This is a genomic window from Paenibacillus mesophilus (genome assembly GCF_005938385.1).
Lineage (GTDB): Bacteria > Bacillota > Bacilli > Paenibacillales > NBRC-103111 > Paenibacillus_AB > Paenibacillus_AB mesophilus.
Genome location: NZ_VCRA01000006.1, coordinates 346,562 through 361,756, shown reverse-complemented (window position 1 = coordinate 361,756; position 15,195 = coordinate 346,562). Strand labels below are relative to the sequence as shown.

Sequence of the window (15,195 nt, the reverse complement as noted above, 5' to 3'; positions counted from 1 at the left end):
TGAAAGAATGTACAAAACCAACTAAGATTCTGTATGTTCAACCGGAAGCCGAATCCAGTAAGCTTGATTTGTAAGGGCATTCAGATCGACGACAAAAGAGGGGGACTGGTCTTGACTGACTTCACAGCTTTGCGGTACTACGCTCCCGCTGCGAGAAGCGAGAATCCGGAGCAGGTGAGCGCCGACCTATGCATCTACGGCGGTACGCCCGCCGGGATCGCAGCTGCGGTGCAAGCGAGCCGTATGGGACTTAAAGCGGTGGTTGCCGAATTCGGACGCCATCTGGGAGGGCTGACGGCGAGCGGCCTCGGCCGGACGGACTTCGGTCATAAGACGTCCATAGGCGGCATCGCCCGCGAGTTTTATCAGGAGCTCGGGCGTTATTACGGCAGCGAAGAGGCCGACGGGACGATGTGGTTTATGGAGCCGCATGTGGCCGAATCGATTTTCGTACGATGGCTGGAGGAAGCGAACGTTCCCGTCTATTTCGAGCAGCATCTGGCCAAGGTGGATAAGAAAGACGGCAAAATCGTGCAAATCACGATGGAGAACGGCAACGTGTTCCGTGCCGGGGCTTTTATCGACGCGACTTACGAAGGCGATTTGTTCGCCCGCGCCGGCGTCTCTTACCATGTCGGAAGAGAAGCGAATGCAGTATATAAAGAGACGTGGAACGGGATTCAGTTCGGTTCGCCGCACCATACGTTCAAGGCATGGGTAGACCCGTTCGTCGTGGAGGGCAAGCCCGACAGCGGCCTGCTGTATGGCGTGTCTGATGCGGCGCCGGGCATCCAGGGAGAGGGCGACCGCTCGATTCAGGCGTACAACTTCCGCATTTGCTTGACCGATGTGCCGGACAACCGCGTGCCTTTCCCGCAGCCGCCCGGTTACGATCCGAGCAAGTTCGCTCTGCTGACCCGTTACCTGAATGCCGGGGTATGGGACGTTCTAAGGCTGCATAAGCCGATGCCGAACGGCAAAACCGACCTGAACAACTTCGGAGCGATCAGCACCGATCATATCGGAGCGAACCACGCCTGGCCCGACGGCGATTATGCCACGAGGGAGCGTCTGTTCCAAGAGCACGTCCATTACGATCTCGGCATGCTGTACTACTTGGCTAACGACGAGCGCGTCCCGAAGGCGATACGCGAAGAGGTTAGCCGGTGGGGATTACCGGCCGACGAGTTCTTGGGAACGGCGAATTGGCCGCATTACTTATATGTGCGGGAAGGCCGGCGTATGATCGGAGAAGTCGTCATGAATCAAAATCACTGTCTGCGTTACCACGTAGCGGAAGATTCCGTCGGCCTCGCCTCCTACGGCATGGACTCGCATAACTGCCGCCGGATCGTGCTGAGCGGCCGCTGCGTCAACGAAGGAGACGTGGAAATTCCGGTATTGGGACCGTACCGGATCTCGTACCGGGCGATCGTGCCGAAAGGGGACGAGTGCACGAATCTGCTCGTACCCGTCTGTCTGTCGTCTTCGCATATCGCTTACGGCTCGATCCGGATGGAGCCGGTATTCATGGTGCTCGGCCAGTCCGCGGCTACGGCGGCGGCGATGGCGCTGGCCGAAGGCCGTGCCGTCCAGGATGTTGAATATGCGGAGCTAAGGAAGCGGCTGCTGCAGGACGGTCAAGCGCTGGACGTATAGAACGAACAAATAAGGAACGGTTACGGCGTAACCGTTCCTAATAGGAGAAGAGGGTGCTTATGTCGAACAAAACGTTTCGCAAAGCAGGTTCACTTACCCTAGCCCTTTGTCTGTCGGCCGCCGCGCTCGCGGCCTGCAGCCAGGGCGGGAGCAAAAGCGCCGACGAAGGCGACAAGGCGAAGCCGGCGGCGCCGAAGGAGCCGGTCGAGCTCGTATTTTACGCCATTAACGGCGACCCGGAAGACAGCTTCAACTACCGTTTCGGGGACGCGATCCGCAAGAAGTTTCCGGATTACAAAATATCGTACATTTTCAGCCAGAAAGGCACGACGCTGCCGGAGATGATCACGTCCGGAACCCGCTTCGACATCACCTACCATTCCATCGGCTTCTATGAAAATTTCCTGATCCCGAACGGGCTCCACTATGACATGACCGAGCTGATCCAGAAGCACAAGGTCGACTTGAGCCGCTTCGAGCCGACTTCGATCGATGCGATCAAGCAGCTGTCCGGCGGCAAAATGTACAGCTTGCCCGTATACGGCAACAACCTGGTGCTTTATTACAACAAATCGATATTCGACAAGTTCGGCGTCGCCTATCCGAAGAACGGCATGACGTGGAAGGAGACGACCGATCTGGCCAAGAAGCTGACCCGTCAAGACGGAGGCGTGCAGTATATGGGTTTCGGGATGAATCCGTCGCTCGTGACCCGGATGAATCCGTTGTCCATTCCGAACGCCGATCTCGCTACGAATACGCCGACGGTCAACAAAAACGATTTGTGGAAGCGCTTTTATCAAACGTTTTTCCTCGATCCGCAGCTGTCGCCGGGGGCGTTCCAGACGATTCCCGACAACTCGCCGTTCGTGAAGGAGAAGAACGTGGCGATGATGGCTTATTTGTCGAGCCTGATCACCATATGGACCGATCAACTGAAAGAGGTCGATTGGGACATCGTCTCGCTGCCGAGCTTCGAGGATAAACCGGGCACCGGGTCGCAAATCAACTCGATCAATTTCGGCATTACGAGCATTGCCAAGAATAAGGATGCCGCCATGGAGGTGTTGAACTACATGACCTCCGACGAATTCCAGACGGGCTTGTCCAAGAAAGGCATCATGCCGGTGCTGAAAAGCGACAGCGTGCGCAATGCGCTCGGTCAGGAATCGGTGTTCAAGGACAAAAACTTCAAAGCCATCTTCCATAACAAACCGGCTCCTATTCCGCCGAAAGCGCTGTACGACGCCGAGCTGGTAACGATTTACGCCAAATACGGCACCCAAGTATGGCAGGGCAAGCTGGACATCAACACCGCCGCTCGCCAAGCCGAAGAAGAAGCGAAGAAGAAGATCGAAGAGTTTATGAGCAAAACGAAGTGAATATCGCCGGGAGCAGGGGAGGGCAGTCCGTCGGGATAGCGCCGAACCCGTCTCACCATACAAAGAAGCCTCCTTCTACGCGCGGTCCAAGCGCGAGATGGGAGGCTTTTTTTCTCGGCAACCGTTTTAGCGGAAAAAAATGACTCTATTCCGGCGATTTGCCCCGTTGCCGAAGGAATAGCGGAAATTTTTGCGCTTATTTCCCGGATTCTATCGCTCTGTCGACGATTTTTATTTTCCTTTATTTTTGGAGACCCGACGCCGAGACGCCATATAAGGGCGATTTTTTCCTCTATTTTTCCGCAAACCCAATCAAGGCGTGGCCAGCCCGTTCAATTTGCGGTATTGGGACGGGTTCATTTTGCTGTAATGGGTGAAGACGCGGCTGAAATAAAAGCCGTTCTCGTATCCGCACAGCCGGGCGATATGATCGAGCGTATACTCCGTCTGCACGAGCAAAGTTTTGGCTTTTTCCATGCGAATCGAAATCAGATAGCGGGACGGGGCTATCCCGAACACGTGCTGGAACCTCCGGCTTAGCTGCACCGGATGAATGTGGAGGAGAGCGGCGATGTCCTGCAGCCGGATCTCGCGGAAGGCGTGACGGTCGATGAGCGTCTTGGCTTCCTTCATCAGACGGTCCTCGTCCAGACGGTCTTGCGTGGCGACGCTTTCCGCCTCCATATGGAACAGCACCCATATATCGTTGATGAAATGCTGCATCCATTGTCTGCTCTGCGCATCCTGCGTCCGGCTCAGACGGTTCAGCAGCCTGAAATTGTTGAACAGGCGGTCCTTCTCGGTTGCCGTATATTTGAACGAGAACAGACTGCGGAGCAAATCGATCGTTCTTCCTTCCGAGCCTTCGCTGTCACTGGAAAAATGAAAGATGGCATAGTGAAACGACAGCGGCACGATGACCTCGCGCCGGAATTCCATGAACGGCGGACAGAGCACGATGTCGCCGGCGGCGGCTTCTCCGCTTACATTGTCGATGCTGTAGGAGAACCGGCCGTCCTCGACGGCGAACATCAGCCAGCGGGGCTCGTTAGCCGACGATTTGATAAATCGTGGTTTTTCTTTCCAATAGTCCTTGTACACGACTGAAATCGGATATGCTCCCATCTTGCCCGCCTCCCGGATGACGCTCTTGCTTCATGTCTTCGACGGTAGCGGCGTCAAATCCTTCTGAATCGATCCGATAAAAAGAACAGCAATATAAGTCAAGTATCAGGAAGATACGGCATTCTCAGGTGCGATCCGAGCGGGATATAATCAAATCATGGCCGATACAGCTTGACGCGATATCCTAGTAAAATAAATCAAGAAAGGGGTTTCAGTATGGGGATGGGTTATAAGCGATACCTGCTGCTTCTGGCAACGATGACATTGGTTGTTACGGCTTGCGGTCAAAGAGAAAGCGCTAAACCGGCTGCCGACGGAGAACAGCCGAAGAAGGAGGCCGCTCCGCAGCCGATCACCTTATCGTTTCTGAACAGCCATCAGGACGTGCCTTGGGCCGCTATGGCCAAGCAATTGACGGAAAAGAAGTTTCCGCACATTACCCTGAATGTCGTTCAGGCTACGACCAAGAAGGAGGAGACCCTTGCCGCATTGCTTACGGCGGGCCAGCAGTTCGATCTCATCTATGCACCGCTCGGCGAGCTGTATACGAACAAGGAGCTTCGCGTGTACACGGATCTGGATCCGCTGATGAAAAAACATAAATTCGACACGAACCGGTTTGTGCCGGGCGTACTGGAAACGCTGAAGTCCTACGGTGATCAGGGAGATATCCCCGTATTCCCGTTTGTTTTGAACAATCACGCCTTATTCTACAACAAAGCGTTGTTCGACAAATTTGCGGTGCCCTATCCGAAGGACGGGATGAGCTGGGACGATGTATACGAAATCGCGAAGAAAATGACGAGGTATACGGACGGTATTCAATATAAAGGGTTCAACTTCAATGAGCTGAATATCGTCTACAAAAATCAGCTGGGGCAAACATTCGTCGATTATAAAACGATGAAGGGAGCCGTCAACACCGATCCGTGGAAAAGGTGGATGGATTTACACGCCTCCTTCTTCAAAATTCCGGGCAATGAAAGCGCCGGGGCGTATTCGGAGCAAAACCAATTCCTTAAGGAACAAATCCTCGCCATGCGGACCGGCCCGAACTTCTTCAATCTCAATAATACGACGTTGGAGGCCGCCGTTCAGTCGGGGCTCGACTTCGACCTTGTGACATATCCGACGATCAAAGGAACGGCAAGCCAGAATCAGATGAACTCGCCGATTATCGGCATCGCACCGACGAGCAAGCAGCAGGACGCGGCTTTCCAGGTCCTCGCATATTGGCTGTCCGATGAAGTGCAAACTTTGCGCGCCAAGGCGGGATATATTCCGGTCGTCAAAAACGAGGAAGCGAAAAAAGTGTACGCCAGCGAGCTGCCCTACGCCAAAGGCAAAAACTTGGAGGCGTTATTCAAGGATTCCATCGGCGCGCCGGTTACCGCAGGCAAATATGACGGAAAAGCGAGAGCGATCGCGAACGATGCTTTAAGAGCGATTATGACGGGCAAGAAAGACACGAACACGGCACTTCGCGAAGCGGACGAAGAAATCAACAAATATATCGAATCGGAAATGAAAAAGTAGGAGGTTGGCAGCCATGACGAAACGAATGACGATTCCCGCCATGGAGATCCCCGTTTACGCCGAAGTCGACGTGCTCGTAGCCGGGGGAGGACCTGCCGGTGTCGGGGCGGCGCTGGCCGCAGCGCGTAACGGAGCATCGGTACTGCTCGTGGAGCAGCGAGGTTATCTTGGCGGCATGGCGACTGTTGCTCAAGTACCGGCTTGGTGTCCGTATACCGACGGGAAGAAGCCGGTTATCCGCGGCATCGGGCTTGAAATATTGAATGACATGAAGTCCCGGATGGAGCCGGAGTTTCAAGCCATATGGGGGGATAAGCTCAACTGGGTTCCCATCGATGCGGAGGTACTCAAGAAATTGCTGGACGACAAGATGATCGAGGCGGGGGTAAACATCCTGTACCATACGTTCGTCGGCAATGTCCTTCACGGAAACGGAGTGGTCGAGGCGGTGATCATTCATAACAAGTCCGGCACACAGGCCGTTAAAGCCAAAGTATTCGTGGATGCTTCCAGCGATGCGGATCTCGTGTACCATGCCGGCGGGCAATTCGCCAAGGGCGGCGATGAGGGAGAGCTGCAGCCGGGAACGATGTGTTTCGTAATGAGCAATCTCGACCGTCTGAAGTATATGGAATACGTAAAGGAGCACGGGCCGAGCCTCAAGGCCGCCATTAATGAAGCCAAAGCGAAGGGCACGCTGCGGGTCGCCCGGGATTGGGCGGGCATTTCCTGGGTCAACGATCATACCGCCGGGTTTAATTTCGGGCACGTATTCGGCATTGACGGCTCGAAGGCGGAGGACTTGACGCGGGGAGCGATCGAAGGGCGCGATCTCGTCCGGCACATTGTAGAGTGGCTAAAGCGGACGATCCCCGGTTTCGAGAACGGCTTCCTTGTTCTTACCGGGGAGCAGGTCGGCATCCGGGAGACGCGGCGCATCGTCGGAGATGTGGTTGTTACGGTGGATGATTTTATGGAATGTCGCAGATTCCCTGACGATATCGCGCGCAATTCTTATTTTATCGATATTCATATGGCCAAGCCGACGAGCGGAATGGTCATTTCCCACTTGCCTCCGGGGCAATCGCACGGGATCCCGTACCGCGCTCTGCTGCCGCTCGGTATCGATAACGTCATAGTAGCCGGACGTTCGATCTCTACCGATCGGGCGACCCAAGGCTCGACGAGAGTGATGCCGAACTGCTTCGCCATGGGAGAGGCGGCGGGTACGGCGGCGGCCTTGTTGACCAGGCAGGGGAAATCATCCAGCCGCAGCGTCGACATCGAGCAACTCCAGAGGCAAGCTTGTCCGTCAAGGCGCTTGGCTCGGCGAGGATGTAAACGAGAAGTTTCAGGATTCGGAGGTTCATACAGAATGAGCAAAGTAAAGCTGGGTATCGTCGGCACCGGCGCTATTTTTCGGGGAGCGCATTTGAAGCCGCTGCTGGAGCATCCCGAAGTGGAGCTTGCTGCCGTGTGCGACATCAACCGGGAAAGAGCGGAGAAAATCGCGCAAGAAATCGGCATAGATCGGGTGTACACCGATTACAGGGAATTGCTGCAGCAGAAGGATATCGATGCCGTCGATATTTGTACGCCGAACCGGTTTCATTCCGAGGTCGCCATAGCGGCACTACAGGCGGGCAAGCACGTGTTCACGGAGAAGCCGGATGCGGTCAGCCCGGAGGAAGCGCAGAAGATGGCCGATGCGGCCAAGCAAAGCGGAAAAGTGCTGATGGCGATGAGGAATAACCGCTTTACGCCATCGTCCCGATACTTGAAGACGTATATTGACCAAGGCGGCATGGGGGAGATTTATACCGGCCGCTGCGGATGGATTCGCAGGCGAGGCATCCCGGGAAAAGGCGGATGGTTTACAACCAAGGAGCTCTCGGGAGGAGGACCGCTGATCGACCTTGGGGTGCATATGATCGATCTTGCCGTATGGCTTATGGGCAATCCGCGGCCGGTAGCCGTATCGGGGGCAACGTACACCAAATTTGCGAATAACGAATTATCCGATTCCGTCCATAGCGTCTTCGGCGATAAGCAGGAGGGCGGCACCTTCGACGTCGAGGATTTGGCTACCGGATTTATCCGCTTCGAAAACGGGGCAACGCTGCAAATCGAATTCAGCTGGGCTTCGAATATCGGGGAAGAAATGAATTTCGTGGAGCTTCGCGGTACAAAGGCAGGCTCGAGCATCCGAAGAGGAGAGCTGCAAATTTTTACGGAAACCGCCGGACAGCTGTGTAATGTGACTCCCGTCCTGGGCAAATCGAATGAGTCCCCGCATGGGGCGCATTTGAAGCATTTTATCGACTGTATTGTCCATGGCGCCAAGCCGATCCTTACCCCGGAGCAAGGTGTCGACATGATCAAAATATTAAGCGCCATTTACGAATCGGCCCAAACCGGGCGCGAGGTAAGACTGTAGCGTGAAGCAGCCGGAAAAGAAACCATAACTGAGGAAGACCTCGTAATCGTGCCGGGGGGCAACGATACGCGGTCTTCCTTGGGCTGCTTTCGCGGCGCGTCATTTCGACAGCCGATACTGCTTCGGCGACATCCCGAAACGCGTGCGGAAGGTGCGGCAAAAATACGGATACGTCCGGAAGCCGGCCAACTCCGCGATCCTCTCCAGCGGCAAGCTGCTGTACAATATATATTCGCGAGCCACGGACATTCGGATATCGATACAGTAATCCATCATGGACTGGCCGAAGGTAGCCTTGAAGAGATGACAGGCTCTCGAAACGCTTAAGCCGGCGTTTCTGGATATGATCTCGAGGGTGAGCGGCTCCGTCGCGTTTTTCTCGATATATTGCTTGATCCGGTAAGCGATAAACGCTTCTTTCCCTTCCTTCTCCTTCACCTTCTCGTTCACAGCCTGCTCGATGGAAAGACATAGCGACCAAGCCAAAGCATTGAGCAGCTCCGAGCTCATTCCGGGGTGCTTTCGTTTCTCGGAGACGATGTGCCTCCATAGATTGATAAGTCCATCGTCCGAGGAGATGTTCACTTTGGTGGGGAACAAGCCGCGTCGCCACCACTCGTCAATTTTCCTGCCCGTGCAGACGAAATAAAGATCGGCGCTGATCGAGCGTTTGCCTCCTTGGCGAGGTTCGATCTGCAGCTCGTACGCTTCGCCCGGTCCATACAGCAGCAAATCGCCTGGAACAATAGGCGTGTATTGGTCATCGATCCATGCCATGCAGCTGCCTTCGAGCTGCAGACGAAATAAATAAAACTTTAACCCTTTCTTGAAATTGGCGTAGTAGGGCTCGGAATGTCTGGAGTATCCAGCATAGAGCAGGTTGGATTCGGATGGATCCATCGGCCGGCACCACCTTTAATCAGGATATCCGGGGGCAGCATGTGCATCTGCCGCGTCATCAAGAGACGTTTTGCCGCTGTCTTCCCTTCACTAACAGCAGCAGGGCGACCGGAGCGAGTACAAGCACAACCGACATGCTGGCGGCAATATCCCCCGAATCGATGATCCGTTCGGACAGTAGGCGATAATAAGCATAGAGGGAGTAGGGCAAAGCAAGCAGTACCGCAGTAACGACACCCGGAGTATACATTCTCAAATAGAGCGATTGACCGACATGCGTGAATACGTGCAGAAAGAATACGGCAAGCACCGCCAAATAGGGCAGGTAGAAGGAAAAGAACACCGCCACAACGGTTACGGCTACGATGATCGAGTAAACCCAGAGCACGTCCGCGGCGAATTGCCGCGTGTTCATCCGGAAGGATGAACCGTACAGTTTACGGGCGAACGGAGGGAGCCTGCCCATGATGCGGTCGCCGTTAGTTCCGGACCAGTTCTCGACCGTCAATATTTCCTCGAAATCGTGAAACATGAAGAGGACAGGGAAGAGCCACAGCAGGCTCAAAATAGGAATATGGGAGTGCAACGTTTCCAGCAGCAACGAAACCACGCTCCTAACGATGAATCAAGATGCCCCGCAAAAACAGCTGAACCGCCTGCCGGCCCAACTGCTCCGCCGTTTTCTCGCCGGTATGGATGTAACGGTAGACGAGCCGTTCAACCGAAGCGACGACCGATTCGGCGGCCAATACCGGCTCCACCTCCGCATGGACGATGCCCGACAGTTGGTTGTTCCGCATATTGTCGGCGATCCTGCTTACGATGTGCTCCCTAAGCTTCTCGCTCTGATCGGTTCCCTGTAAGGCGAGCCTCGTCAAATTCGTATTCTCGCCCAGCAGCGTAAACAGACCGGTAAACGTTCGGATGACGTAATCCTCGATCTCTCCTTCCGGAAGACCGCGCACATGACGTCCCGCGTCCGTGAATACGGCAAGCCGGCGTTCGAAGGCATCCAGCAGTTCCCGGACCAACTCATCCTTGCTTTTGAAATACAAGTAGAAGGCCGCTTGAGTCATGCCGGCTCGGGCCACGATTTGGCTGACGGTCGTGGCATGAACGCCTTTGAGAGCAAACAGCTCCTCGGCGGAAGCGATCAGCTTGTTTCGGCTTGTCTCTCCTTTGATTGAGACCATGGCTTTCACCTCGCACATAACTAACTAACTAATTAGTTAGTATTATAAAGGGGCCTTTTGGGAAAGTAAAGGGGATTAAGTTCGGTTCAAAAACGGCTGAGGGACGGCTGAGGGGCTTGATCGGAACCGCAGGGAAAAGCTGATTAGAGGGCAAACGTGGTTCCCTATTGCGATTCAAGTTAGGAACCACAAATTCAAACTGATGTTTCTGAAAACAGGGTGTATTTTTTGTTTATATGGCGTGAAACCCTTGTGTATCAACGTTTTAATGCTGTTTTTAGTATATACCGCGGCGAACTTTAATGGATTATGGTAATAAACCAGTTGACAAAGAATGAAGCGGTTTCTAAAATGAATAGGAGAGTATAGGAATCACACGGGAATCAATCGGTCGAAAGTGGCATCCGTGGGAACAGTTCCGGAGAGGAGGCGGACGGCGGCAAGCGCGAACGGCAGTCCGTGATTCGTATACGGACATATATTTTATATGAATATATGAGCATGTAATTGACGGAACTAGATGGGGGAAAGCTGCGATGCATATAAGTACAGAGAGGATGAAATGTTTTGGATAAAAAGAGGATGTTGAAGTTGTTGGTGCTTGCGACAGCGGGAGTCAGTATTTTGGCCGGGTGCGGCGGGGGGCAAGACAGCAAATCCGGTCAAGCCGCGGAGTCGGCGGCGAAGGCTTGGGTAACACCGAAAGAACCTGTTACCATCAGCTTCTATTTGCCGTACGCAGGTGATACGGCTACGTTCATGGAACAGTATGGAAATTCGATCGCCAAGAAATTTCCGCATGTTACTTTAAAAGTTATCAATTCCCCGGATACAAACGTGGCGGGCAATCTATCCAATTTGCTTGCTGCACAAGAGCCGATCGATATTTTCTTGAACGGCGATACGAACCATTACCGATACATTACGCCGTTTAAATTTCAGTACGACATGACGGACATGATCAAGAGAAGTGGCTATGATTTGAACCGTCTTGAGCCTAGTACGCTAGAAGCCGTGAAAGCCCTTTCTCCAAATGGCGAAATTAATGCTTTGCCTTTGCGGATGAATGTTATGTCCCTTTTGTATAATAAAGACATTTTCGATAAATTTGCTGTTCCCTATCCTACGGACGGAATGACATGGGACCAAGCTTACGAGCTTGCGAAGCGAGTCACTCGGAAAGACGGAGAAACGCAATACAGAGGCTTCATTACACAATCTTACAGCATCGCTTGGCAGAACCAAATGTCCCTCGGATTTGCCGATCCGAAAACGGATAAGCCGTTATTTTCTTCCGATGAGCGTTGGTCGCAGTATGTCAAGAATATAAACCGTTTCTACGAAATTCCGGGCAATGCATTGTTGGAAGGCAGCTTCGGCGGAATCAACAACCTGTTCTATACTTCAAAAGTAGCGGCTATGTATGCCGCCACGGTTCCCGGAACACCGCAGCAAGTGAATTGGGATTTGGTCACCTTGCCGGAATTCGGCAATCTTCGCGGTATCGGTTCGCAGGCTTCGCTCAACTTGGCTTACATACCCAGCATCAGTAAACATAAGGAGCAAGCTTTTGAAATCATCGCCTACATGACCAGCGACGAATATCAAACCGAGATTGCCAAAAAAGCGCTGGGACTGCCGGTCATCAAAACGCAATCGGCAAAAGATGCCTTCGGACAAGACAATCCGAATCTGGCGGGGAAAAACCTGAAGGCATTGACGAAAAACAAACCGGCTGCTCCATTCCAGCAATCGCCTTATCAAGCGATTACGAACAACCAGCTTGAAAAGCTCTGGTATCAGCTCGGCAAAGGCCAGCTTGACATCAATACAACTTTGCGGATGGCTGATGAAAATGCCGTGAAGGAAATTGAGAAGTTGAAATCCGGTCAGTAATCCCCGTAATAAGAAAGAGTCGTTGGAGACTCTTGCAGACTGTCGAGTTTTCTCGACAGTCTTTTATTTTACTCGGAAAGGGGCCTTCGGAACCACAGGAAATAACCGTTGAAAAGCCCGGATGTGGTTCCCCTTATTTTTCCAATAGGAAACCACGAATTTGTCCGACCTTGTCTGACAACCTGTGCATAAATTTGATTTTACGGCGTAAAATCCTTATACATCAATGTTTTTCGGCTTTATTGAATAAAATCGGCGGCAAACTTTGTTGAATAATGGCAATAAACCAGTTGACAAAAAATGAAGCGCTTTCTAAAATGAAGATGAAGCATATTGGGAACCACGAAGAAACCAAGCCGTCGACAGCGGCATCCGTAGGAACAGGAACCGGAGGGAGGTAGATGGGCGACAAGCGCGAACGGTAGTCCGGGCTTCGTATACGGACGAACAATTTATATGAATATATGAGCATGTAAATAAAAAATAAGATGGGGGAAAGCTGCGATGAAAATAAAAAGCAAATTGGTGGCTCTGACCTTGATGACTTCCGTTCTGGTTACGGCCTGCGGCGGTCAAGGAAGCAACAGCACGGGATCGGCGGGTACGACGGACAAGAAGGCGGCGGACAACAAGCCGAAAGATCCATATACGATGACGATCTTCACGGTGGGAGTCGCGGAGAAGGAGTTCAACGAACGGTTCAGCGAAATGCTGAAGCAGAAGTTCCCGCATGTGACGATCGAATATATTTTGAGCGGGAAAGGTCAGACGTTGGCCGATCTGGTCGCTTCCGGCAAAATACCCGATATTATCCGTACCGACGTTCCGTCGCTTATAACCGGGTATCTCGACTTCAAGCTCGGGTACGACCTGAACGAGATGGTTAAGAAGTACAAGTATGATACGACCCGCTTCAATAAAGTATTTATCGACGAAATTATGGAGGCCGGCCGTTCGGGGGCTCTGTACGGTTTGCCGGTACCGCCGTATTTCCCGCAAGCGCTTTATTATAACAAGGACATCTTCGACAAATTCGGCGTACCGTATCCGAAGGACGGCATGACGTGGGATGAGCTGCTCGAGCTGGCCAAGAAGATGACCCGCGTGGACGGCGGCATCACCTATCGCGGCTTCAGCTCCAACCCGGTCAACACGCTGCGCGACAATGTACTCTCCTTGCCGATTCTCGATCCGAATGCGGATCAAATGTTTGACCAGAGCAAGTGGAGCCCGCTGTTCCAGAACCTGCTTCGGTTCTACCAAATTCCGAACAATACGATTATGAATACGAGCGGGGAAGAAGATAAGGCATTCAGCGGCGGCAAGGTTGCGATGATGACGAACCAGCACAACGTCTATCTCGTTATTCCGCCTGAAGTGAACTGGGATCTGGTGTCGTATCCGAAGTTCAAAGACGGCCCGAACCTGATGCCGCAGCGCGGACCGGCTTATTGGTCGATTACGAACACGAGCAAGCATAAGGACGAGGCATTCGAGATGATCATGGCGATGCTGTCCGACGAAATGCAGCTGGCCGACTCGAAGCGAGGCATGCCTACTACGCTGAACAATACGGATATCGCGAAAGCTCTCGGTCAGTCCCACCCGATCTACAGCAAGAAAAACATGAATGCGATCAACGTCTACAAGCCGGCCAACTATACGCCGAAGCGCAAAACCGGACTGACGGACGTGCCGGGCGCAACACAACAAAACCTTGTCGGAAACGCCTTCATCGAGGTGGCCCAAGGCAAGAAGGACATCAATACGGCACTGCGCGAGATCGACGAGAAGCTGAAGGCCGCAATTGCCGAGCAGAAGAGCAAGCAATAAATTACAGCCTGCAAGCCGTACAGACAGGAGATGGAGAGAGAGCATGGGAGTCAAAATAGCCATACTGCCGGAACCGAAAATACAAGAACGAGTCTTTGGCGATTCGCATTGGAAGCAGCTTGAGGCGATCGGTACCGTTGTGCGAAACGTTAAGGAAGGTTCGCCTTCGCCGGACACGCTGAAGGAAGTGATCGAAGGGGCCGACTTCGCTATCACCTCATGGGGATGCTCCAAACTGACGCAGGACATTTTGGATCAAGCTCCGCGGTTACAGGCGGTTATCCATGCCGCCGGAACCGTCAAAGGCATCGTGACGCCGGAGCTGTGGGCACGGGGCGTACGCGTTTCCAGCGGGAACGGTCCGCTCGGCAGAGGCGTCGCCGAGACCGCTCTCGGACTGACGATCACCTCGCTCAAGAACATGTGGGAGCTGTCGCAAACGACCCGGAACGGGGGATGGAACGCAGGCAAAGACCGGATCCGCGAGCTGTACCAGATTACGGTCGGCGTCATCGGAGCCGGCCAGGCCGGCAGACATTACATCCGCCTGCTCCGCAACTTCGATGTGACCATTATGGTGTTCGACCCTGTTCTAACGGCCGCACAAGCGGTGGAGCTCGGCGTGATCAAGGCCGATCTGGAGCAGGTGCTGACGATGAGCGACGTCGTTTCCATTCACGCTCCGTCGATTCCCGGGACGTATAAGATGTTCAATCGCGACCGGCTCGCCTTGATGAAGGACGATGCGATTCTGATCAATACGGCGCGCGGATCGATCGTGGATGAAGCGGCGCTAGTCGAGGAGCTCCGGAAAGGCAGGCTGTTCGCCTGCCTCGACGTAACCGATCCCGAGCCTCCGGCTCCCGACCATCCTTTCCGCAGCTTGCCGAATTGCATCTTGATCCCGCATATCGCAGGAGCGGTTAATAACGGAATCAAGCGTATCGGACAGTTCGCGATCGACGAGGTGAAGCGGCTTCTGGCTGGGGAGAAGCTGGAAGGCGAAGTGAAAGAAGAACAAATGAGCGTTTTGGCATAATACGTAACAGGCTGCCGCAGGTGCTGACACAATTGCGGCAGCCTTTTTTTCGATTACCCCGTTCCCGGTACGATACCTATGGATTCATATTCACTAAGGAGGTGACGGTATTCTTGAAAGCGCTACCGCCTGATGGATGAGAGGAATTCGGCTTGTCGCGAAGGGAATGCGAGTTTCGTTTCGGGAGGGATTCAT

The 15,195-nt window shown here is 53.4% G+C and carries 11 protein-coding genes; 7 read left to right on the top strand and 4 right to left on the bottom strand.

Annotated elements, in window-relative coordinates; translation table 11 throughout:
- Positions 1-111 precede the first annotated feature (111 nt).
- A complete protein-coding gene (locus tag FE783_RS14075; protein ID WP_238403069.1) occupies positions 112-1,659 on the top strand; it encodes an FAD-dependent oxidoreductase in 1,548 nt (515 codons plus the stop codon).
- A gap of 59 nt (positions 1,660-1,718) precedes the next feature.
- Entirely contained in the window at positions 1,719-3,041 is a 1,323-nt protein-coding gene (locus FE783_RS14070; protein WP_138879991.1) for an ABC transporter substrate-binding protein, read from the top strand.
- A 312-nt stretch (positions 3,042-3,353) separates the two neighbouring features.
- Here the strand turns inward: FE783_RS14070 and FE783_RS14065 are convergent, their stop codons facing one another.
- Positions 3,354-4,166 (bottom strand): helix-turn-helix transcriptional regulator, encoded by an 813-nt coding sequence (locus FE783_RS14065; protein WP_138879990.1) that lies wholly within the window; start codon positions 4,164-4,166, stop codon positions 3,354-3,356.
- A 216-nt stretch (positions 4,167-4,382) separates the two neighbouring features.
- Between FE783_RS14065 and FE783_RS14060 the strand changes: the two genes are divergently transcribed.
- Both FE783_RS14060 and FE783_RS38825 read left to right on the top strand, forming a co-directional pair.
- A complete protein-coding gene (locus FE783_RS14060; protein WP_138879989.1) occupies positions 4,383-5,702 on the top strand; it encodes an ABC transporter substrate-binding protein in 1,320 nt (439 codons plus the stop codon).
- A gap of 13 nt (positions 5,703-5,715) precedes the next feature.
- Positions 5,716-8,139: an FAD-dependent oxidoreductase gene (locus FE783_RS38825; RefSeq protein WP_338015849.1), complete on the top strand. Its 2,424-nt coding sequence runs from the start codon at positions 5,716-5,718 to the stop codon at positions 8,137-8,139.
- 99 nt (positions 8,140-8,238) lie between these two features.
- On the opposite strand, the gene FE783_RS14045 is transcribed toward FE783_RS38825, so the two are convergent.
- From FE783_RS14045 to FE783_RS14035, 3 genes are read right to left on the bottom strand one after another with little or no spacing between them, the layout of a single operon-like run.
- Complete coding sequence (locus FE783_RS14045; protein ID WP_138879987.1) at positions 8,239-9,039, bottom strand: helix-turn-helix transcriptional regulator; 801 nt, start codon at positions 9,037-9,039, stop codon at positions 8,239-8,241.
- 58 nt (positions 9,040-9,097) lie between these two features.
- The gene (locus tag FE783_RS14040; RefSeq protein WP_138879986.1) at positions 9,098-9,649 is read right to left on the bottom strand and encodes an HXXEE domain-containing protein; all 552 of its coding nucleotides are present in this window, start codon (positions 9,647-9,649) and stop codon (positions 9,098-9,100) included.
- A 4-nt stretch (positions 9,650-9,653) separates the two neighbouring features.
- Positions 9,654-10,232 (bottom strand): TetR/AcrR family transcriptional regulator, encoded by a 579-nt coding sequence (locus FE783_RS14035; RefSeq protein WP_138879985.1) that lies wholly within the window; start codon positions 10,230-10,232, stop codon positions 9,654-9,656.
- A gap of 582 nt (positions 10,233-10,814) precedes the next feature.
- On the opposite strand from FE783_RS14035, the gene FE783_RS14030 reads away from it, so the two are divergent.
- The 3 genes from FE783_RS14030 to FE783_RS14020 all read left to right on the top strand — a co-directional run bounded on the left by FE783_RS14030 (position 10,815) and on the right by FE783_RS14020 (position 15,000).
- Positions 10,815-12,128, top strand: coding sequence for an ABC transporter substrate-binding protein (locus FE783_RS14030; RefSeq protein WP_138879984.1), 1,314 nt, complete (start codon positions 10,815-10,817; stop codon positions 12,126-12,128).
- Between the two features lie 504 nt (positions 12,129-12,632).
- Positions 12,633-13,961, top strand: a complete 1,329-nt coding sequence (locus tag FE783_RS14025) for an ABC transporter substrate-binding protein (RefSeq protein WP_138879983.1) — start codon at positions 12,633-12,635, stop codon at positions 13,959-13,961.
- 43 nt (positions 13,962-14,004) lie between these two features.
- Entirely contained in the window at positions 14,005-15,000 is a 996-nt protein-coding gene (locus FE783_RS14020) for a hydroxyacid dehydrogenase (RefSeq protein WP_138879982.1), read from the top strand.
- Positions 15,001-15,195 lie beyond the last annotated feature (195 nt).